Annotated in this window: 17 protein-coding genes, 8 tRNA genes, 3 rRNA genes, 1 riboswitch and 2 other annotated features; of the genes, 1 reads left to right on the forward strand and 27 read right to left on the reverse strand. The window is 38.5% G+C overall.

From position 1 onward, the window contains the following. Window positions 1-69: 69 nt before the first annotated feature. The 11 genes from rpmA to MOO45_RS05330 form a co-directional block, all read right to left on the reverse strand. Window positions 70-351 carry a 50S ribosomal protein L27 gene (rpmA, locus tag MOO45_RS05280; protein WP_249513901.1) on the reverse strand — a complete coding sequence of 94 codons (282 nt, stop codon included), beginning with the start codon at window positions 349-351 and terminating at the stop codon, window positions 70-72. A 13-nt stretch (window positions 352-364) separates the two neighbouring features. Continuing rightward, window positions 365-658: a ribosomal-processing cysteine protease Prp gene (locus tag MOO45_RS05285; RefSeq protein WP_249513902.1), complete on the reverse strand. Its 294-nt coding sequence runs from the start codon at window positions 656-658 to the stop codon at window positions 365-367. 57 nt (window positions 659-715) lie between these two features. After that, window positions 716-1024, reverse strand: coding sequence for a 50S ribosomal protein L21 (gene rplU / locus MOO45_RS05290; RefSeq protein ID WP_249513903.1), 309 nt, complete (start codon window positions 1022-1024; stop codon window positions 716-718). An 8-nt stretch (window positions 1025-1032) separates the two neighbouring features. Then, window positions 1033-1102, reverse strand: a sequence feature (ribosomal protein L21 leader region). A 56-nt stretch (window positions 1103-1158) separates the two neighbouring features. Beyond that, window positions 1159-1395 (reverse strand): hypothetical protein, encoded by a 237-nt coding sequence (locus tag MOO45_RS05295; RefSeq protein ID WP_249513904.1) that lies wholly within the window; start codon window positions 1393-1395, stop codon window positions 1159-1161. Window positions 1396-1456: 61 nt separating this feature from the next. Further along, a complete protein-coding gene (locus MOO45_RS05300) occupies window positions 1457-1636 on the reverse strand; it encodes a hypothetical protein (RefSeq protein WP_249513905.1) in 180 nt (59 codons plus the stop codon). After that, window positions 1629-2333 carry an NAD(P)H-dependent oxidoreductase gene (locus MOO45_RS05305; RefSeq protein ID WP_249513906.1) on the reverse strand — a complete coding sequence of 235 codons (705 nt, stop codon included), beginning with the start codon at window positions 2331-2333 and terminating at the stop codon, window positions 1629-1631. Before MOO45_RS05305 ends, MOO45_RS05300 begins: the two co-directional genes overlap by 8 nt. A gap of 64 nt (window positions 2334-2397) precedes the next feature. Continuing rightward, window positions 2398-2595: a CsbD family protein gene (locus tag MOO45_RS05310; RefSeq protein WP_249513907.1), complete on the reverse strand. Its 198-nt coding sequence runs from the start codon at window positions 2593-2595 to the stop codon at window positions 2398-2400. 88 nt (window positions 2596-2683) lie between these two features. Then, entirely contained in the window at window positions 2684-3865 is a 1182-nt protein-coding gene (gene cytX / locus MOO45_RS05315; protein WP_249513908.1) for a putative hydroxymethylpyrimidine transporter CytX, read from the reverse strand. Between the two features lie 104 nt (window positions 3866-3969). After that, window positions 3970-4068: riboswitch (TPP riboswitch) on the reverse strand. A 128-nt stretch (window positions 4069-4196) separates the two neighbouring features. After that, window positions 4197-5861 carry a putative polysaccharide biosynthesis protein gene (locus MOO45_RS05320; protein WP_249513909.1) on the reverse strand — a complete coding sequence of 555 codons (1665 nt, stop codon included), beginning with the start codon at window positions 5859-5861 and terminating at the stop codon, window positions 4197-4199. A gap of 28 nt (window positions 5862-5889) precedes the next feature. Further along, window positions 5890-8310 (reverse strand): leucine--tRNA ligase, encoded by a 2421-nt coding sequence (gene leuS / locus MOO45_RS05325; RefSeq protein ID WP_249513910.1) that lies wholly within the window; start codon window positions 8308-8310, stop codon window positions 5890-5892. A 41-nt stretch (window positions 8311-8351) separates the two neighbouring features. Next, window positions 8352-8563: a binding site (T-box leader), on the reverse strand. 33 nt (window positions 8564-8596) lie between these two features. Beyond that, window positions 8597-9682, reverse strand: coding sequence for a glycoside hydrolase family 73 protein (locus tag MOO45_RS05330; RefSeq protein WP_249513911.1), 1086 nt, complete (start codon window positions 9680-9682; stop codon window positions 8597-8599). Between the two features lie 324 nt (window positions 9683-10006). On the opposite strand from MOO45_RS05330, the gene MOO45_RS08185 reads away from it, so the two are divergent. Continuing rightward, a complete protein-coding gene (locus tag MOO45_RS08185; RefSeq protein ID WP_396022426.1) occupies window positions 10007-10456 on the forward strand; it encodes a phosphatase PAP2 family protein in 450 nt (149 codons plus the stop codon). Here MOO45_RS08185 and MOO45_RS05335 read toward each other — a convergent pair. The 16 genes from MOO45_RS05335 to MOO45_RS05410 form a co-directional block, all read right to left on the reverse strand. After that, window positions 10359-11804 carry an MDR family MFS transporter gene (locus tag MOO45_RS05335; protein WP_249515172.1) on the reverse strand — a complete coding sequence of 482 codons (1446 nt, stop codon included), beginning with the start codon at window positions 11802-11804 and terminating at the stop codon, window positions 10359-10361. The genes MOO45_RS08185 and MOO45_RS05335 overlap by 98 nt on opposite strands. Before the next feature lie 75 nt (window positions 11805-11879). Beyond that, on the reverse strand, window positions 11880-13079 hold the full coding sequence (gene metK, locus MOO45_RS05340) for a methionine adenosyltransferase (protein ID WP_249513912.1): 1200 nt from the start codon (window positions 13077-13079) through the stop codon (window positions 11880-11882). Between the two features lie 122 nt (window positions 13080-13201). After that, on the reverse strand, window positions 13202-14377 hold the full coding sequence (locus MOO45_RS05345; RefSeq protein WP_249513913.1) for an SAM-dependent methyltransferase: 1176 nt from the start codon (window positions 14375-14377) through the stop codon (window positions 13202-13204). Window positions 14378-15229: 852 nt separating this feature from the next. Next, complete coding sequence (locus tag MOO45_RS05350) at window positions 15230-16075, reverse strand: alpha/beta hydrolase (protein WP_249513914.1); 846 nt, start codon at window positions 16073-16075, stop codon at window positions 15230-15232. A 102-nt stretch (window positions 16076-16177) separates the two neighbouring features. Then, window positions 16178-16250: transfer RNA gene (locus MOO45_RS05355), tRNA-Val, on the reverse strand. A 4-nt stretch (window positions 16251-16254) separates the two neighbouring features. After that, window positions 16255-16326: transfer RNA gene (locus MOO45_RS05360), tRNA-Glu, on the reverse strand. A gap of 23 nt (window positions 16327-16349) precedes the next feature. Next, window positions 16350-16422, reverse strand: a tRNA-Val gene (locus tag MOO45_RS05365). A 4-nt stretch (window positions 16423-16426) separates the two neighbouring features. Beyond that, window positions 16427-16498 (reverse strand) — tRNA-Glu (locus MOO45_RS05370). Window positions 16499-16515: 17 nt separating this feature from the next. After that, window positions 16516-16606 (reverse strand) — tRNA-Ser (locus tag MOO45_RS05375). A gap of 9 nt (window positions 16607-16615) precedes the next feature. Beyond that, a tRNA-Asn gene (locus MOO45_RS05380) sits at window positions 16616-16688 on the reverse strand. A gap of 8 nt (window positions 16689-16696) precedes the next feature. After that, window positions 16697-16813, reverse strand: a 5S ribosomal RNA gene (rrf, locus tag MOO45_RS05385). Between the two features lie 74 nt (window positions 16814-16887). Beyond that, window positions 16888-19797: ribosomal RNA gene (locus tag MOO45_RS05390) — 23S ribosomal RNA — on the reverse strand. An 89-nt stretch (window positions 19798-19886) separates the two neighbouring features. Next, window positions 19887-19959: transfer RNA gene (locus MOO45_RS05395), tRNA-Ala, on the reverse strand. A gap of 21 nt (window positions 19960-19980) precedes the next feature. Continuing rightward, a tRNA-Ile gene (locus tag MOO45_RS05400) sits at window positions 19981-20054 on the reverse strand. Between the two features lie 88 nt (window positions 20055-20142). Beyond that, window positions 20143-21709, reverse strand: a 16S ribosomal RNA gene (locus MOO45_RS05405). The 16S, 23S and 5S rRNA genes sit together here with 8 tRNA genes alongside, the layout of an rRNA operon. A gap of 252 nt (window positions 21710-21961) precedes the next feature. Further along, the gene (locus tag MOO45_RS05410; RefSeq protein ID WP_249513915.1) at window positions 21962-22423 is read right to left on the reverse strand and encodes a Fur family transcriptional regulator; all 462 of its coding nucleotides are present in this window, start codon (window positions 22421-22423) and stop codon (window positions 21962-21964) included. Window positions 22424-22440 lie beyond the last annotated feature (17 nt).

Here is a 22440-nt window from a genome sequence, read left to right on the forward strand (position 1 = left end):
TTATATCATAAACTGTTCCACAAAACGGTAGTTAAAAAAAAGCCGCTTACGCGGCTTCTTAATAACTAATTAATCTTCAACAATCACTGAAACTTGCTTTTTGTCTCGACCTAAACGTTCAAATTTAACTACGCCAGGTTTCAAAGCAAATAATGTATCATCGCTTCCACGACCAACATTAGCACCAGGATGAATCTTTGTTCCACGTTGACGATAAATCACTGCTCCAGCGTTAATTCGTTGACCATCAGCACTTTTAGCACCTAAACGACGACCTGCAGAATCACGACCGTTGGAAGTGGAACCGCCCCCCTTATGGTGAGCGAAGAATTGTAAATTCATTTCTAACATCGGATATTACCTCCTATTCATTTTGCAGTTCAACTTGAATAAAATCAGCATAATTATTAACTAATGATTGTACAATTTCATAACAGTTAGCCATTAATGTTTGAGCTACAATAAGCTGATCATGATCAATGATCTTGGCATAATCTACAAAACACTCTAGAAAACCACCTTGCTTAGTATCACTTCTAACTACTGGTTGAACTTTAGCTAAAGTCTGCAAAGAGTTCACAGTCCCTAGACTAATAACTGAAACTGCAGCACAAACAATATCTTGACCATACACATCATAGTCTGCATGACCAGTCATCTGAAAACTCGATATCTGACTTTGCCTATTACAATCAAAAATCACTTGAATCATATCTTAAGCTTCGATTTTATTAATTAAAACTTTAGTATAAGGCTGACGATGGCCCTTCTTAGTATGCGAATGCTTCTTAGGTTTATATTTATAAGTTACAACTTTCTTTTCGCGACCCTGCTTTTCAACAGTTCCTGTCACTTTAGCACCTTCAATTGTTGGTGTTCCAACAGTAATGGAACGACTACCAATTAAAAGAACTTGATCGAATGTAACTTCTTGACCTTCTTCAACGTTAAGCTTTTCTACAAAAATTGCTTGATTCTCTTCAACTTTGTATTGCTTACCGCCGGTTTTAATAATTGCGTACATTTGTACACCTCCATTCTTAGACTCGCCACACTAGGCGCCTTTAAGCTTAAACCTAGTCATGCGCGGTTGCAGCTGTGGCAGCACAATTACAACTGTTTAATTGTACAAGAAAAGTTATCTTTCGTCAACTTTTCTTATTCAATAAATTCGTAATGAATTAAATTACGTAAATCGTAGTTCAGACCATCAGTGCCTGTGAAAGAACCATCTTTGTCTCTTAACTTCCGCTTCAAATCATCAATTGAAACTTGATCATCAGCTTTAACCGGAACTGTCAGTATCCGTCCATCTGAAAATGTAATCCGTGCATAAATTTTTTCATGATTAACTTTCGATTGCTTAATCATTGCTTTAACTGTTTTTTTCTTCATGTATTATCACCAAATAAATAAAAATTTAATTAGTTCTGATTTTATCATAATTATACGTAAGCTACCACTGGTCATGGTTCCATAATCGACCATCAATTTCATTCTGTAATTGCTCTAAACGTAAATCTTGCTCATTAATAATTTTTTTTAAACCTTCCAAAAGGGCACGTTGTTCATATTGTGGTTCATTTTTGATTAAATCATCCAACTGTTGAAGCAACCATTGATTATTTTCATTCAAGGGAATCGTCTTCTCCTTGTTTAATTAACTGCACCGTCGATAAACTGTTTTCTAGTGACCAAATATTTTGCTGAAACTGAGTTTGAACTAATTCTAATTGCGGATTTTGTGGATGTTGTTGAACATATTGCTTCAGTCGTTCCAAATACCAATTGCTCCGTTTCAATAATGAATCTGGAAAATCCTGGCTCAAATAACGTTGATAGCGCATCAATAAGAGTTGACGCTCTTGTTCAGACATATATGCAAATTGATAGATACTAAAAATAGGTAACCATGTCATCTGTGCTTGTCGTGCTAACCCCTGAAAAGACACGAGTAATTGATCCAAACCAAAATGAGCTTTTGCGCCACTGCGAAAAGCCGTCCGAGGTAACCCTGTCGACACAACCAAGCCTAATTCTTTTTTCCCCAATTCACTTTCCACAAACTGTGTCGACAAATATCGTTCTTCCCATTGCTTTAAGACCGCAGGCTCCGAATACCAATACAATGGAAATTGAAAAATGATTCGTTGAGCTTGACGTAATAATTGTCTTTCATATTCTGGTGATGCAGTCATCGGCAGTGAGAGTTCATGCCAGTTAGCTTGCGCTAATAGAGCACCCTGTTTTAAAAATTGTTGGGTAGAGGAATTGTTTAACTGCGGATGAGCCACGATAACTAAGGTTTTAATACGTAAAATCTCCTTTTTCAAAAGAAAATGACTGCTGTTTCCGAAACATCAGTCACCCAATCGGTAATAGTTTTATTTTACCGCATTAATCCCTTTTATGTTTATCAATTTCTTGATTCATTTTATCTGCAACATCATCTTTAACCTCATTAAATTTATCTTTGGCCTTTCCGAAAGCCTCTTGAGTTTTACCTTTTAACTCTTTAGAATCATCACCCATCGCTTTGCCCAAGCCTTTATTAATTTTTCCCTTTAATTGATCTTTTTTACTATCATTACTCATCAAGATCCCCCCCAATTAATTTAACTCATTATAAGTGGAGCTCTTAATCAGGTAAAGAAAAATGCTTATCAGTCTAAACTTTATGTCCTTACTGCAGTGAATAAGTCTTTGTAAATATCGATGTTACATACACACCTAAACTTAACACTAACAATAATAAAAAAGTTGTTCCTAATATAAAATCTAACCGCTGCAAACCATAGTAAGCTAAACTTCCTACCAGCCACCAAACAAAATTCCAAACGCGAGCTAGTCTTTTTTTCAAAACGAAGATACTGATGAACAAAATTGCAAATAACGGTGTAAAAACAGCTCCAATTAACGAGAGAAAATTTTCATAGAAATGCATTGATACCCCTATTGCTAAGACAAAACCGATGACCATGACTAACAAACTTAAAGTTTTGGCTGTTAATCTTGGGAATAAAATCTGTAAACTCTGCACTGCTGAATAAGCATCCATAAAAGTAGTTGTCACAGTTGAAAAAATAATAATAAATAACGCCACCAAACCCAGATTTGTTTGTAACAAAGTTAGCATCAAATCTTTTTGTCCAGTTTTCAAAACAATAAGTAAACCAACTGCAAACATACTACAACCACCTAAGAAATAACCACAAATGCTTGCTAAACTGACCTTTTGTGGATAACGTTCATTTTGCGTAGAATCACCAATAACTGGTAACCAAGACAAACACATTGTGACACTTAATTCAACGGCTGCGCCAAAACTAATTTTTCCTAACTTTACAGGATTAACTAGCTGGTGAGATGTAGTCATAATTGAGCCAATCAACAATAAAATCCCTAAAGCTAATAAAATAACAACCCGATTATTAATTTTAAACAGCCATTCATGATCCATTAACAACCACAAGCTGATCAAAATCGTCACAATAATAGTCATCGTCAAAATTGATTTAAAATGAAACAAATATCCAGAAACTTCATTCATAGCAATTTGCGCATTAACAATCATTACCGCTGTCCAGCCGATTAATTGAATAGCGTTTAACAATGAGAATAATTTGACACCGACTTGACCAAAAGTTAATTCTGTGACACCAATTGCTGAACGATGCTTTCGGCCTGACATATAAGCTGCTGGCAATAAAAATAATCCACATCCAATTATATGACCGAGAATAATTGACCACAGCCCCTGTTTCCATCCTAAAGGTGCTACCAACATTCCCGTTAAGATTTCTGCAATTGAAATTGCGACACCAAACCACAATAAAAACATATTTCTACCTTTTGTCTCATACATGATTACATCCTCCCAAAATTTATCACGGCTGATCAGATGTTATCCCTCTAAAAACCTAAAAACAAAAAGACCCTTCATCGCTGAGGACAAAAGAGTCTTTACTTTGACGATATGAGCCACTTTCCTTCGCGAGTCTTGACTTCACAGGTTCAAAGGGATTAGATTATTCTATCTCAGCCTAACAGGCACCCCTAGTGTCTTCTTCAATAATTTAAGCATACTAGTTATCTAATTTTTAGCAAGCGCTATTATTCTTAAAAATCAAAAAACACTTTTACATTATGAATGTTTTAATTAATCATAATGAAAAGTGTTTTAGCCGACCATATAATTATTTAATCCGCAATTTATTGCGCAATAACCTTAAGCGGTGACCCAAAATTTTCTCACCTAAGCGAGTTTTTAAAATTAAATAACCATAAATCAAAATACCTAGCACAACCTCTATTATCAACAAAATAATTGCCCACAAACGTCCTGTACTGGCAAAAGAATTATACGCAATGAAATCAAAAACTAAGATAGCGCACAACATCAAAACTGAAATCATAAAAATTCCGCAGGTACGATTGACGCTCTGTTGTAACCGAAAAGCAAACCGTTTTTTCAAAAATCGAAGCATCAACCAGCAGGTAACCGCCATCCCTATAACTGTTGCCAATAACGGACCAAAAACACTAAAAATTAAAATGCATGGATATTGCACCAACATTTTAACTACAAAACCAACCAAGAAATATTTAATCGCCATCTTATTTTGGTAGAGCCCTTGTAGCACCGCTGATAATACCGTAAACAAACCCAAAAAGATTGCAACAATTGAACTAAACTGTAACAAATACACGCCAAGTTGATTATAACGATAAAATAAAATATATAATGGCTTAGCTACGGCATACATTCCAAAAGCAGCAGGAATCATAATCAAAAAAAACAATTGTAAAATATTGGCAATTTGTTCTTGAATTTCCGCTTGATTGTCACGTGAATAAGCCGACGACAACAACGGAATTGCTGTCACTGCCATTGCAGTAGATAACGAAACCACAATCATGATTAATTTATTAGCGTTAAATGCAAATAAGGCATACATAGAATTCAAAGCATTTTGACTCAAATGCTGAAAAGAAGCCATCATTGTATTAAACGTTGATTGATCAAACAACTGAAATAAGACAATTCCTGAATCTAGGACAATAAACGGAACGGCTTGGTGCATGATTTCCGTAAAAAAATTCTTATTGCTGACATCAAGCTCATGCTTACTATTACGCGATAATTTGTGTAAATGTGGCAATTGTTTAACAAAATAAAAGACCAAAATTCCTAAACCAAAAACTGCCCCAATAAAAGCAGCAAAAGTTGACTGCGTTACTGCACTTACATAACTACCTTTTTGAACCTGCATAATAAAATAAGTCGCTGCCAACATATAAATAACACGTGCTACTTGTTCAATAAATTGTGAAATGGCCGAAGGTGCCATTTGGGCATAACCTTGAAAATAGCCTCGCATCAAGCTCATTAAAGGAATTACCAACAAAGCAATCGCCAAAGCTCGCAAAACAGGAATCGCGTGCACACTGCCTCCAGCAAACCATTGAGCCAAAAATGGTGCCCCAAAATACATGACCGCAGCACTAATAATGCCCATCCAAGTCATGATTTTTAAACCCTGTTTAAAAAGCTGATTACCTGCTGAATATTCGTTTAACGCATTATAATGGGCAATTTGCTTAGAAATGGCCCCTGGAATGCCGGCTGTTGAAATAATCAAAAAGAGACTATAAATATTATAGCCCTTAGCAAATAAAGCGTTCGCCAGCGTTGCTGTCAATGCTGAACCAAACCAAATATTCCAAGGAATAATATAAATAGCTCCCAAAATTCGCGAAAAAATGCTGCCTGCTGTCATCCAGGCCGAACCCTTAATTAAATTGCTTTTACCACTTTGAGATTCAGTCGCAACAGTATTTTCTTCGGCATTTTGATCCATTAACTTCGTCCTCTCTTACACTGAGTTGTTATTTTACCACAAAATTAACAATCTTTTGCGGCACGACGATAGTTTTTATAATCTTTTTGTCCTGAAGAAAATTCTTCACCCGTTCATCATTTAAAGCACGTTGTTCCATATTAGCTTTGGAAATATCAGCCGGCACAGTAATTTTGTTACGCATCTTACCATTTACTTGCAACACAATTTCCACCTGCTCACTCACTAAATCAGATTCCTGGTAAGTCGGCCACTGAGCATACGTTATGGATTCAGAATGACCCATTTTTTGCCAGATCTCTTCGGCAATATGTGGCACAATCGGTGCTAACATTTTAATCAAACCTTCTGCACAGATCCGTGGAAACTGCGTTTGCTTTTGAACAGCATTCACAAAAGTCATCATTTGGGAAATAGCAGTATTAAATTGCAATTTATCATAATGATCACCTACCAACTTAACTGTTTCACTATAAATCCGTTTTAAATCAGCATTAGTTTGATCTGTAATAAAGTCAGCACGAAAACTATTGTCATCATCACTGTTGATATATAGACGCCAAACACGTTCTAAGAAACGATAAGCACCCGCAAGACCATCTTCACTCCAAGATACCGACGCGTCTAAAGGTCCCATAAACATTTCATATAAGCGTAGAGTATCAGCACCATATTGATTAACAACATCATCAGGATTAATCACATTTCCCTTAGATTTTGACATCTTTTCGTGATTATCACCTAAAATCATTCCTTGATTAAACAATTTTTGAAAAGGCTCAGGAGTGGGTACTACTCCTAAATCATACAAGAATTTATGCCAGAAGCGTGCATACAACAAATGTAAAACTGCATGCTCAGCACCACCAACATATAAATCAACAGGCATCCAATCTTTTAATTTTTGGTAATCAGCAATGGCTTCTTTATTATGCGGATCCACATAACGCAAAAAGTACCATGAACTCCCCGCCCATTGTGGCATTGTATTCGTTTCACGTCGACCTTTGCGACCATTTTCATCAACCACGTTTACCCAATCAGTTAAATTAGCTAATGGACTTTCAACCGTTCCTGAAGGTTTAATATCATGTTCAGCCGGCAAACGCAAAGGCAACTGGTCTTCTGGAACTAAACTTGTTGTACCATCTTCCCAATGAATCACGGGGATCGGTTCGCCCCAATAACGTTGACGTGAAAAAACCCAATCACGTAAACGATAATTAACCTTCTTTTGCCCAACTTGTTTCTCTTCCAACCAAGCAATCATTTTGGTAATTGCTTGCTCTTTATCTAAACCATTCACAAATCCAGAATTAATGTGCTCGCCATCACCTGTATAAGCTTTATTGTCGACGTTACCACCGGCAATAACTGCCTTAATTGGTAATGAAAAAGTTTTAGCAAACTCATAATCACGATCATCATGTGCTGGGACAGCCATGATAGCACCAGTTCCATAACTAGCCAAAACATAATCCGAAATCCAAATTGGCAATTTCTCACCATTAACTGGATTAATCGCATAAGCTCCCGTAAAAGCTCCTGTCTTTTCGGTACTCAAATCAGTCCGATCCAGATCACTTTTTCGAGCAGCTTGTTCTTGATAATGTTTCACGGCTTCGACACGATTAGATGTAACAATTTGATCAACCAATTCATGTTCAGGTGCCATAACCACATACGTAGCTCCAAACAAAGTATCCGGACGCGTGGTAAAAACATTGAAAGTTTGATCACAATCAGCAATTTGAAATTTAACTTCTGCCCCAACTGAACGTCCAATCCAATTCCGTTGCATCTCCTTGATGCTTTCTGGCCAATCAATTATATCTAAATCATCTAATAATCGATCTGCATAAGCTGTAATTTTGAGCATCCACTGTTTCATGGGCCTACGATAAACTGGAAAACCACCACGTTCAGTTTTACCATTAACAATTTCTTCGTTGGCAACTACCGTCCCCAAATCAGGGCTCCAATTAACTGGCACTTCTGCCTCATAAGCTAGACCCTTTTTATACAACTGTTCAAAAATCCATTGTGTCCATTTATAATAATCTGGATCTGTTGTATTAACTTCCCGATCCCAATCGTAAGAAAAACCCAATGAATTAATTTGCCGTTTAAATGTATCAATATTATGTTGAGTAAATTCCTTAGGATCATGACCAGTTTTAATTGCATATTGTTCAGCAGGTAGGCCAAAGGCATCCCACCCCATTGGATGTAAAACATTATATCCTTGCATACGTTTCATTCGTGCAACGATATCTGTTGCGGTATAACCTTCTGGATGTCCTACATGTAGCCCTTTACCTGATGGATATGGAAACATGTCTAAAGCATAAAAATTTTTTCTCTTGGGATCCTCCGTTGTCTTAAAGGTCTTATTCTTCAACCAATAAGCCTGCCATTTTTTTTCAATCACATTATGGTTATAACTCATATTTATTTACCCTCCTACAAAAAAATCCTATTGCAAAATTGCAATAGGACGAATTTTCCGCGGTACCACCTAAGTTTCATATAAAAAATATATAACTCTCAAGTAATTAACGATACCCCGTGACCACTTACTCATTTCAGTACCCAATATTCAAAGACGAGTTCATCAATCTCTTGTTATAGACTCACACTGAACGTCTATTCTCTGTCAAAGCAAATGAAGATCGACTACTATTTCTTTGAAAAATCATATATCTCATTATAGATAAACTATACACTAAATACAACTAATCTTGTGAATTTTTTTCATTAGACTGCCCTATTACATTCGCATTTTTACTTGTAGGCAAATCTGAACTAGACTTTTGAGGACCACCAGTCGAATCCACTCCAGAATGTGTAGCATGTCCTGCATTTTGCGTGTTATTGCTATTAACCGTCACAGATGACCATGAATTAGGTTTTACAACTTTTTTAGGTGCACCTTGCGTTATTTCATTTGTTTGATTAATCAACTGACTAACCGCATTTGTACTTACCACAACAGGGACTGTCACATTACCATAACTCAATGGGACATCATTAGCAGGATTATGGAATTTATTTCGGACAATAACTGGTGCCTGTTGATCTTGATAAGTGTTCTTTGTAGAATCAATATTTTCTTGTTGTGAAACACTATTAGTTAAAAAACTAACTTTATCAACAACGATATCATTGGCATTAGGATTTTGACTTGGAGATTGATCAAAACGAGTCAAGTCATATTTTTCAATTAAACTGTTCAACTTATCCGCATAAGATGTATCTGTTGCATAACGCCCTGTCAAAAAAGCGGTGGCATCTTTATATGAACTAGTTTTACTGCGCCAAGTGCCCGCATAATTATTTTCTCGCAACAAACGTACATAATCTTCCAAAGATTCTTTGTAAGAAGGGTACTTACGAAAATTAGATTGAATGCCATACAAATTGCCACTACCATCATCTTCTTGGGTCGCCATATTAACTGCGTCACCCTTAAAACTTCCTTTAACTCCAAAAAGATTATAATTAGGAATCTGTGATAATGAACTAGTTCCCCAACCACTTTCTAGTAAAGCCTGTGCTAACATTACCGAAGCATAAAGATCGTTATTACTTGCTAATTTTTGAGCAGAAAGTCCTAAAAAATTCAAAAAAATTTGATCCCCATAACCATTAGAAACAATCGTATTATCTAAGTTTTCAGCATCATTAACATTTATAGTTATCGGCTCTAAGCTGTTCGCATTTACTAATTGAGAATCTAAGTGAAACACTTTCAGTGATAATACTAAAATTGTAGCACTTACAAATAAACTGGCAGATTGCTTTAAATTTTTTCTTAACACAAATTTATCCCCTAATAATTCTATAAATTTAACTTTCCATGCTATATTATTATAGCTAAACCAAATTAATATCAACATCTGACCAAACAATCAGAACATTAACCTAATATGGAGCATTTTATGAAAAAAAAAACTTTATATACTGTCCTCACCCTATTTTTTATGTCACTAATTATCATTTTAACATTAGGAATTGCTACTCACAATACGTGGATTAATATCTTGGATCAATATGGATTTCATATCTTAAACATTTTCAGTCAAAAATATGCGTGGTTCTTCGCTGCAATCACCATTTGGGGCGCTCCAAAAACAATCTTAATGATGAGTATTGTTATCATCATCTTCCTTAAAACAACACGTCAACAAATTTTTTTCAGCGGAACCATCCTGACCAATTTATTGCTCAATAATATTCTAAAAAACATTTTTCAAAGACCACGCCCAACATTAATCCATTTAGTTCATGCCAATGGCTTCAGTTTCCCAAGCGGCCACGCAATGGCTACAACTAGTTTTTTCCTCAGCTTAGGTATCATCTATTATCAAATTACGAAAAAAAAGCAATTACCATTTTTATTTATGATAATTGCTTTTACGATAATTTTAAGTCGACCAATATTACATGTTCATTATCTATCTGATGTTTTAGCCGGAACTTGTTTAGCTATCAGTATTACTTTGATTTGGAAGCTTCTGTGCTTTGAAAATCCTTTAATAAATTCCGATTCTTCAAATCAAAAAAATTTGCTATCAAAGTCACACTCAAAATAAACATACCGACCACATAAATACCATGTAATCCTTCAAATACAGCCTTTTTAGCAGGTTCAAGAAATTGATGTGGAATACCAGATGCCATAGATGGATTAATCATTTTATCTAACATCTGAAATGTCAAACCTTTGTGTTCGCTAACGCCTCGCGCCATGTTAACATTCATCACAATACCAAATACTGACACCATCATCGTTTGACCTAAACTACGTGCCAACGTATTAAAACTAGTTGCCGTCCCCACTTCATCAGCCGACACTACACTTTGTGAAGTAACTGTTGAAGTTGTAATAGATAAGCCAAAACCAAAACCATAAATTCCTGAAATTAACAAGAAAATAACAAATGCAGTTTTGAGAGGCAACAACAAGTAGAAGAAACAGCCTATAATTAAAAATGATAACGCAAAAATCGTAATTTTATGTGGCGGATACTTTGCAATCATCTTTCCTGAAACAAACGATCCCAACAACCAAACAACAGAACTAGGAGTTACCGCAAATCCGCCCATCGTCGGATTTAATCCCAAAACGCTCTGCATCCAAATGGGTAAATACGCCTCAAATCCAATTAAAAAACCAGAAATTAATAAAATAGAAATATTTTGGATCACAAAAGTCCGATTCTTAAATAAATGCAGTGGTAAAATAGGGTCTTTTTGGAGTCGTTCAATTCTTATAAAGAGAAACAACCCCAAAATTGCTAAAATGATTAAAACTAAACTAACAACTAAACCATTCGTATTACTCAAATTTTGTAAACCTAGCATCAAAAATACCAAAATAGTAGTTAATAAAGCAATGCCCCAATAATCAATAGGTACCTGTTTATCAACTTCTCGTTTTCGCTCATGCAAAAAAATTTGAATCAATATAATAGTTAAAATACCAATAGGAATATTAATAGCAAAAATCCAATGCCACGATAATTTTTGAACAATAAAACCACCTAATAGCGGAGCTACAATTGACGCAATGCCCCAAGATGAGCCATTCAATCCAATGATTCCTGCACGTTTTTCTAATGGATAGATATCAGCCAAAACTGTATACGTCAACGGCTGAATTGCTCCAGCACCTAATCCTTGCACTATCCGCGCTAAAATCAATTGCAACATTGATTGAGAAATGCAACAAAAAAATGAACCTAACACAAAAATTAATAAACCAATATTTAACAGACGTTTACGTCCATATCGATCAGATAACTTTCCATAAATTGGCGTTGTAACTGCACTCATTAAAAGGTAAATTGAAAAAACCCAATTCATCAATTTTAAACCATGTAAATCGCCAATAATTGTTGGCATTGCCGTTGAAACAATTGTCCCTTCCACCGCGGTCATAAAAGTTGCTATAAAAACTGCGGCCGTAACCCATTTGACATTCGTTGTTTTAGTTGATGATTTCACAAAATCTCCCTACTTCTGTATAACTTGTTTCAATAAATCCACTTTATCTAATTGCTCCCATGGCAAAGTAACATCTGTACGTCCAAAATGACCATATGCCGCGGTTTGCTTATAAATAGGTCGTTTTAAATCAAGCATTTCAATAATACCTGCTGGTCGCAAATCAAAGGCTTGCCGAATTGCTTGAACAATTTGTTCATTACTAAAAGAACTTGTATTAAACGTATTCACATTAATCGATACCGGGCGTGCAACTCCAATAGCATATGCTAACTGAATTTCAATTTGATCAGCAATTCCTGCAGCCACAATATTCTTTGCCACATAGCGTGCTGCATAACTTGCTGAACGATCAACTTTAGTGGCATCTTTACCAGAAAAAGCACCACCACCATGATGTGCAAAGCCACCATAAGTATCTACGATAATTTTACGTCCCGTTAAGCCAGTATCACTACTAGGTCCTCCTAGTACAAAACGACCTGTCGGATTGATAAAGAATTTCGTCTGGTCATCTAACAAATCACTTGGAATAACTTGCTTAATAACTTTTTCGATAACATCTTGACGTAAATCAGTTAATTCTACATCCGGATCATGTTGTGTACTTAACACCACCGTATCAATCTTCAATGGTTGCCAATTTTCATCATACTCTACTGTAACTTGTGCCTTAGAATCAGGACGCAAATAAGTCAGTTCATGCTGTTTACGAACTTGGGTAACTTTATAAACCAATTTATGAGCCAAAATAATTGGCAATGGCATAAATTCTGGTGTTTCGTTAGTCGCGTAACCAAACATTAAACCTTGATCACCAGCTCCAATTTGATCTAAAGGATCACTATCATCTGCTGAAACACGCTTCTCCAAAGCATCATCTACACCTTGAGCAATATCTGGCGATTGCTGATCCAAAGCCACAATCACTGCACAAGTATCCGCATCAAAACCATAATCCGAATTAGTATAGCCAATTTCTTTAATCGTTTGCCGAACAATACTCTGAATATCAACATAAGAACTTGTCGATATTTCACCAGCAACCAAAACTAAACCTGTGGTTATAGTTGTTTCACAAGCCACTCGTGCTTGTGGATCCTTTTCTAAAATAGCATCCAAAATAGCATCACTAATTTGATCTGCCATTTTATCTGGATGTCCCTCAGACACCGATTCCGATGTAAAAAAATGTCGTTCTTTTTCCATATTGTTTCCCCCTCATTAGGTTACAGGTAAGCTAAATAGCCCCATCAGGAATTTAGTTAACTAAACCATGCTATCACATATTTTTCTTCATTCCTAGAAACTTTTATAATCAAAATTATAAATCATTTAGTCATATAATCCCGCGTCATCGGCAAACTAGTTCCTGAAGGTCCTTTAGTCAACAAATACTGTATAACATCAATATTTCCTGAGGCAAATGAAGCAGCGCAAGCCTGTAAATAAAGATCCCACATACGAGTAAACCGTTCATCAAACATATCAATTACTTCAGATAAATGTTCATTAAAATTATGTTCCCAATGCTCCAATGTTTTTTGATAATGACGACGTAACATTTCCACATCACTAATTTGCAATCCAGAATTGATAATATGTTGAACATTTTCTGTTAACCCAGGAATATAGCCACCCGGAAAAATCCATTTATCAATCCAACCATTGGAAGCTCCATGGTTTTGCTGCATTGTGATCCCATGGATTAAAGCAGAGCCGCCATCTTTCAAAAAGTCACTCACATTTTGAAAATACCCCTCCAAATTATCCTCACCAACATGTTCAAACATTCCCACAGAAACCACATAATCCCATTGTCGATTTTTTAGTTCACGATAGTCCGTCAAAAGAACCTCTGCTTTATCTTCAAGACCTAATTCGATAATTTTAGATTGAACGTATTTATATTGTTCCTCACTTAAAGTAATACCTGTAACCTTGAGATCATATTGCTGAGCCGCAGTCAACATTAAAGTTCCCCAGCCACAACCAACATCCAACAAAGTTCTTTGAGGTATTGGATCTAATTTATTGAGAATATGTTGTACTTTATTTAATTGCGCAGTCTTTAAATCATCATCTTCACGCTTAAAGTAAGCACAAGAATACGTTAAAGTATCATCAAGCCATAATTTATAAAAGTCATTACCAATATCATAATGGTCATGAATATATTCCTGATTTTGATTTTCTGTATGTTTACGTTTAGGCATAATTTGCTTCAATTTTTTATTGTATAAAAAACTATCTTTACTTTGATACGCAGCAAGGATTAAATCTTCAATACTGCCATCAATTTCAATTTTTTTGTCCACATAAGCTTCACCTAATGCAATAGAAGCATTATCAGCAATCTTTTTTATAGGAATAGCTTCATGAAAGGTAATTTTAACTTGTGGCGTACCTTCACCATAAGTTTCAGTTTTACCATCCCAATAAGTAACTTGTAGTGGTATTTGAAAAGAATTCTTCAACAATTCCTTATAAAAAGTTTTTTCTAGCATAAAATACTTAACCTCTTTTTATTCAAAGTATACTTTACCATACACCATTAGCTAAGACTCTTCAAATCTAGTACAATAGTCATAAACCGTATTAAGGAGTCATGGATGAAAATTATCAATACATTCATTAATACAATGAGTTTGCTAGTTTACCCTTTCATTTTAGCCCAAAAATATCCTATCCATCTTGATCGCAATGGTCTAATTTCAATATTTTTAGTATTGACAATAACCGTTTATTGTAATATTTTTCGTCCTCTAAAAGCAAATAAACTTTTTAATGTTGTATATATGATATTAATATTTTTTATTTTATATTTTATAAAACCTATGGAATATCCGTTCCACTTAATATTACTCTGGCTTTCAATATTATTTATTTGTCTATGCACTAATAAATCTGCTCCAAACCCAGTTATATGGAATTTACTCGTACCCATCTTTGAAACAATCATTATTACCTTTCCAATTACTCACTTTTTGTCACCGCAAATTATTTTAACCATCATATTAATTAATCTATTCAGTTTTTCAATTGATTATTTAAACACAATTAATCAAACTTTTTTTGGTGGAATGTGTTTAGGAATAATCCTATTTGGGCTCTATCTACTAAAATATTTAACATTGACAACCATCTTATCATACATGATTGGCTTCATTATTTTACTTATATTCAAATATTTCAAAAAAATAAAATTTGTTAATTATCGACAGGACATTATTCGAATTATTTTCAGTATTATTAGTACAATCAATTGAATTGCTTTTCTAACCAAGTAAGACATAAAGAAGTCCATTGAGAAACGACTGGCGAAATTCCAGAATTATCTCGTGCTGTCGCTCGAGTCGCTAAACTAAGACCATGGTCACCTTCTCCAAAAATATGCAGCTCATAGAGATATCACTATCAGATAACGCTTCTGCCATATTTAAAGAATGAACTAGTGAAACCATTGAGTCCGTGGAGGTCGTCCAAATAAAAAATGGTGGTGTATCCTTATCTACATGATTCACTGGACTTACATCTTCTTGTAATTGTTTGCTTGGAAATTCAACACCTAAATATGCAATATTACAAGCCTTTAAAAAAGCATATTTTTGAGGACTTTTCATTCTATTTTCTAAATCTTTTCCCATCAAGAAATGATAATCAGTTAATGGATAACCAACAATCGTGACTGAAGGTCGCAATTGTTCTGGTGAGACATCAAAATAATCAGTCAAAATGGGTTCATTATAGCGTGTAGAATATAGTGCAACTATATTACCACCAGATGAAAATCCACAAATTCCTATTTTTTGTGGATCAATATGCCATCTCTCAGAGTTTGAATGCAGAAGAAGCATTGCTTGACCAAGTTCATATAGTTGACATGGAAAATTGACATTCTGCTTAACTGTTAATCCCTTGGAGATATTCATCTTTTGTGATTCACTAGTACTATAAGTCGTATACCTTAGAACAAACCCTTGATATCCTTGCTCAGCAAAAAACAAAGTTACGGGTTCTGCCTCCCGCTCCGAAATAGTTAAAAAACCTCCGCCTGGACAAATGATAATAGCTGGACGTTTACTATCATCTGAATTTTTTATAGGATCGTCCAATGGCACACTCTCCTTTGAAAATACTAATAAATAGCCCGTTAACGTAACATCTGGACAATTTTTCACTAATTCAATTCGTCCAATCTTCAATTTTAGTATCGCATAGTTTGTTAAAAATCAAATGGAGCAAAAAAATAGATACAATTAAAAAATCATATCTACTCTACTTAAAAATATAAAAATAAAATATTATGGAAGATACAGGGCTCGAACCTGTGACCCTCTGCTTGTAAGGCAGACGCTCTCCCAACTGAGCTAATCTTCCAATATGACCCGTACGGGATTTGAACCCATGTTACCGCCGTGAAAGGGCAGTGTCTTAACCACTTGACCAACGGGTCAAACTAATAAAAATATATAACAATGGAAGATACAGGGCTCGAACCTGTGACCCTCTGCTTGTAAGGCAGACGCTCTCCCAACTGAGCTAATCTTCCAATATGACCCGTACGGGATTTGAACCCATGTTACCGCCGTGAAAGGGCAGTGTCTTAACCACTTGACCAACGGGTCAGATTTAATAAAATAAACGGAGAGTAAGGGATTTGAACCCTTGATACAGGTAAAAGCCCGTATACATGATTTCCAATCATGCTCCTTCAACCACTCGGACAACTCTCCACAATAAAACTCCGGTTGTCAGACTCGAACTGACGACACCCTGATTAACAGTCAGATGCTCTACCAACTGAGCTAAACCGGAATAAACCAGCGTGGCAACGACCTATCCTCGCAGGTAGTTTCCCACCAACTACTTTCGGCGCTGAGAAGCTTAACTTCTGTGTTCGGCATGTTTACAGGTGTTTCCTCCCCGCTATCGCCACCACACTTGCGTTCTTCTTACCTTTTCGCTTGAAAGAACCTTAGTCCTCTCAAAACTGAATATTAAGTTACTTACACCTTTGGTTAAGCCCTCGACCGATTAGTATTGCTCAGCTCCATATATCACTACACTTCCACTCGCAACCTATCTACCTCATCTTCTTTGAGGGGTCTTACTTCATTCCTGAATGGGAAATCTCATCTTGAGGTGGGTTTCACACTTAGATGCTTTCAGCGTTTATCCCTTCCATACATAGCTACCCAGCTGTGCCTTTGGCAAGACAACTGGTACACCAGCGGTATGTCCATCCCGGTCCTCTCGTACTAAGGACAGATCCTCTCAAATTTCCTACGCCCGCGACGGATAGGGACCGAACTGTCTCACGACGTTCTGAACCCAGCTCGCGTACCGCTTTAATGGGCGAACAGCCCAACCCTTGGGACCGACTACAGCCCCAGGATGCGATGAGCCGACATCGAGGTGCCAAACCTCCCCGTCGATGTGAACTCTTGGGGGAGATAAGCCTGTTATCCCCAGGGTAGCTTTTGTCCGTTGAGCGATGGCCCTTCCATACGGTGCCACCGGATCATTAAGCCCGACTTTCGTCCCTGCTCGACTTGTCTGTCTCGCAGTCAAGCTCCCTTCTACCTTTACACTCTACGAATGATTTCCAACCATTCTGAGGGAACCTTTGGGCGCCTCCGTTACTGTTTAGGAGGCGACCGCCCCAGTCAAACTGCCCACCTGACACTGTCTCCTGCCGTGCTTCAACGGCGCGGGTTAGAGTCCTCATATAACAAGGGTAGTATCCCACCATTGCCTCCTTCGATACTAGCGTACCGAGCTCTTCGGCTCCTACCTATCCTGTACATGTTACACAAAAACTCAATATCAAGCTACAGTAAAGCTCCATGGGGTCTTTCCGTCCTGTCGCGGGTAACCTGCATCTTCACGGGTATTATAATTTCACCGAGTCTATCGTTGAGACAGTGCCCAAATCATTACGCCTTTCGTGCGGGTCGGAACTTACCCGACAAGGAATTTCGCTACCTTAGGACCGTTATAGTTACGGCCGCCGTTTACTGGGGCTTCAATTCTGGGCTTCGACCGAAGTCTAACTCATCCTCTTAACCTTCCAGCACCGGGCAGGCGTCAGCCCCTATACGTCATCTTACGATTTTGCAGAGACCTGTGTTTTTGATAAACAGTTGTTTGGGCCTTTTCACTGCGGCTGGCTCTTATACCAGCACCCCTTCTCCCGAAGTTACGGGGCTATTTTGCCGAGTTCCTTAACGATAGTTCTCTCGCTCACCTTAGGATTCTCTCCTTGACTACCTGTGTCGGTTTGCGGTACGGGTATTCTGTATCTAACTAGAAGCTTTTCTCGGCAGTGTGACTATCGTGCTTCGCTACTTTAATTTCGCTCCCCATCACATCTCATTCTTAGTTACAAGCATTTGACTCACAACCAAACTTAATGTTTAGACATGCTTTTCCAGCTGCATGCTCACGATTCATCTCCTGCGTCCCTCCATTGCTCAAACAATACAGAACAGTACAGGAATCTCAACCTGTTTTCCATCGATTACGCCTCTCGGCCTCATCTTAGGTCCCGACTAACCCTGGGCGGACGAGCCTTCCCCAGGAAACCTTAGTCTTCCGGTGGATCAGATTCTCACTGATCTCGCGCTACTCATACCGGCATTCTCACTTCTAAGCTCTCCACCAGTCCTCTCGATCTGGCTTCTTCGTGCTTACAACGCTCTCCTATCGCATTCATTTTTACATGAACACCCACAGTTTTGGTACCATACTTAGCCCCGGTACATTTTCGGCGCAGAACCACTCGACTAGTGAGCTATTACGCACTCTTTAAATGAGTTGCTGCTTCTAAGCCAACATCCTAGTTGTCTAAGCAGTTCCACTTCCTTTTCCACTTAGTATGGATTTTGGGACCTTAACTGGTGATCTGGGCTGTTCCCCTTTCGACGATGGATCTTATCACTCACCGTCTGACTCCCAGGTATAGATCTTTGGCATTCGGAGTTTGTCTGAATTCAGTAACCCATGACGGGCCCCTAGTTCAAACAGTGCTCTACCTCCAAGATCCTCTCCCTGAGGCTAGCCCTAAAGCTATTTCGGAGAGAACCAGCTATCTCCAAGTTCGTTTGGAATTTCACCGCTACCCACACCTCATCCCCGCAATTTTCAACTTACGTGGGTTCGGTCCTCCAGTGCGTTTTACCGCACCTTCAACCTGGACATGGGTAGGTCACTTGGTTTCGGGTCTACATCTACGTACTTACTCGCCCTATTCAGACTCGCTTTCGCTTCGGCTCCGTCTTCTCAACTTAACCTCGCACGCAAACGTAACTCGCCGGTTCATTCTACAAAAGGCACGCCATCACTCTTTAACGAGCTCTGACTACTTGTAGGCACACGGTTTCAGGATCTATTTCACTCCCCTTCCGGGGTGCTTTTCACCTTTCCCTCACGGTACTTGTTCTCTATCGGTCACTAGGGAGTATTTAGCCTTGGGAGATGGTCCTCCCGGATTCCGACGGGGTTTCACGTGCCCCGCCGTACTCAGGATCCTGCTAGAGCGCTTCTGATTTCGTCTACGAGGCTTTCACTCTCTCTAGCTCAGTTTCCCAACTGATTCGACTATCTTCCACTATCTCACTTCGCAGTCCTACAACCCCAAAAAGCATGCTCTTTGGTTTGGGCTCTTTCCACTTCGCTCGCCGCTACTACGGAAATCGATTTTTCTTTCTCTTCCTGTGGCTACTTAGATGTTTCAGTTCACCACGTCTTCCCCACTTCATCTTTCGACCAAGTGTGACTAAGCTTTATCTTAGCCGGGTTCCCCCATTCGGATATCTCCGGATCTTCGTTTACTTACAACTCCCCGGAGCATTTCGCTGTTCGTTGCGTCCTTCTTCGGCTCCTAGTACCTAGGCATCCACCGTGCGCCCTTATTATCTTAACCTATTTCTTAATTCTTCTTCGTTTCTCGGTGTCTTTTCTCTTAATATTCAGTTTTCAAAGTACTAATGATCCTTGACAGTTCCCTGTCAATGGAGGTTAACGGGATCGAACCGATGACCTCCTGCTTGCAAAGCAGGTGCTCTCCCAGCTGAGCTAAACCCCCGTACTACTATTTTATTTTTCATGGGCCTAAATGGACTTGAACCATCGACCTCACGCTTATCAGGCGTGCGCTCTAACCAGCTGAGCTATAGGCCCGTTACTGCGTTACACCCAACAACCTTGAGAGTAGACCTCTCAAAACTAAACAAAGTTTCTACAAAGTGCTTTCCGTTATTTTCCTTAGAAAGGAGGTGATCCAGCCGCAGGTTCTCCTACGGCTACCTTGTTACGACTTCACCCTAATCATTTGTCCCACCTTAGACGGTTAGCTCCTATAAAGGTTACCCCACCGGCTTTGGGTGTTACAAACTCTCATGGTGTGACGGGCGGTGTGTACAAGGCCCGAGAACGTATTCACCGTGGCATGCTGATTCACGATTACTAGCGATTCCAACTTCATGCAGGCGAGTTGCAGCCTGCAATCCGAACTGAGAATGGTTTTTAGAGTTCTGCTTGCCCTCACGAGTTTGCTTCTCGTTGTACCATCCATTGTAGCACGTGTGTAGCCCAGGTCATAAGGGGCATGATGATTTGACGTCGTCCCCACCTTCCTCCGGTTTGTCACCGGCAGTCTCACTAGAGTGCCCAACTTAATGCTGGCAACTAGTAACAAGGGTTGCGCTCGTTGCGGGACTTAACCCAACATCTCACGACACGAGCTGACGACAACCATGCACCACCTGTCTTCCTGTCCCCGAAGGGAACCTTGTATCTCTACAACTTGCAGGAGATGTCAAGACCTGGTAAGGTTCTTCGCGTTGCTTCGAATTAAACCACATGCTCCACCGCTTGTGCGGGCCCCCGTCAATTCCTTTGAGTTTCAACCTTGCGGTCGTACTCCCCAGGCGGAGTGCTTATTGCGTTAGCTACAGCACTGAGAGGCGGAAACCTCCCAACACTTAGCACTCATCGTTTACGGCATGGACTACCAGGGTATCTAATCCTGTTCGCTACCCATGCTTTCGAGCCTCAGCGTCAGTTACAGACCAGAGAGCCGCCTTCGCCACTGGTGTTCTTCCATATATCTACGCATTTCACCGCTACACATGGAGTTCCACTCTCCTCTTCTGCACTCAAGTTCTCCAGTTTCCGATGCAATTCCTCAGTTAAGCTGAGGGCTTTCACATTCAGACTTAAAAAACCGCCTGCGCTCCCTTTACGCCCAATAAATCCGGACAACGCTTGCCACCTACGTATTACCGCGGCTGCTGGCACGTAGTTAGCCGTGACTTTCTGGTTGAATACCGTCACTATCTGAGCAGTTACTCTCAAATACGTTCTTCTTCAACAACAGGATTTTACGATCCGAAAACCTTCTTCATCCACGCGGCGTTGCTCCATCAGACTTTCGTCCATTGTGGAAGATTCCCTACTGCTGCCTCCCGTAGGAGTTTGGGCCGTGTCTCAGTCCCAATGTGGCCGTTTACCCTCTCAGGTCGGCTACGTATCATTGCCTTGGTAAGCCGTTACCTTACCAACTAGCTAATACGCCGCAGGTCCATCCTTCAGTGACAGCCGAAACCGTCTTTTAACTCCCAATCATGTGATTAGAAGGCTTATGCGGTATTAGCAACTGTTTCCAATTGTTATCCCCCACTGAAGGGCAGGTTACCTACGTGTTACTCACCCATCCGCCGCTCGCTTCCTTATCTTCCTACCCGAAGGTATTCTGTTAGTTCCGCTCGCTCGACTTGCATGTATTAGGCACGCCGCCAGCGTTCGTCCTGAGCCAGGATCAAACTCTCATTTTTAGTTTGTGACTCAGACTCTGAACTCTAACGTTCTTTGTCTTCTTTATTTATTGCTTTTATTGACGGGTTCTTGCGAACCCAGCACTTTGGTTAAAAAGAAACTTTGTTCAGTTTTCAAAGATCTACTTTTTTGCTCACAGCACTTGATTATGCCGCTTGTTTAGTTTATCATCTTATCATGAGCTTGTCAACTGCTTTTTTAAATCATTTAGCAGTGACGAACATGACTCATTGACAACAGAAAATATATTATCAACTTTTTTCTTCTTTTGCAACCCCTTTTTGACACTTTTTACAAATTCCTTGAATATTTAAATTGATCTTCGAAATTTCAAACCCGGATTCTTGCTTCAAATGGCGATGTAATAAAGGATAATCAGAATAATTTACATCATAAATCTTACCGCATTTAGTACATATTGCATGAAAATGTTCATGGTGATAATAGTCAAAATGAATTGACCTATCATCGTAGGTCAATTCATCAATCGGAGTTATCGTTGCCAAAAAGCGCAAATTATTATAAACAGTAGCAATACTGATATTACTAGTTCGAGTCTTCAAATCATTAAAAACTTCTTCCGCAGTAGGATGATTGGTGTGCGACATCATATACGCTAAAATTTCTAGGCGTTGAGGAGTCATTCGAACTTTTTGATATTTCAATCGTTGAACTTCTTTATCAAACTCTTGTTTTAAATCTTCTGAAACCATAATTAATACCTCTTCAC

Origin of the sequence: Bombilactobacillus folatiphilus (assembly GCF_023380265.1) — a bacterium.
GTDB classification, from domain to species: domain Bacteria; phylum Bacillota; class Bacilli; order Lactobacillales; family Lactobacillaceae; genus Bombilactobacillus; species Bombilactobacillus folatiphilus.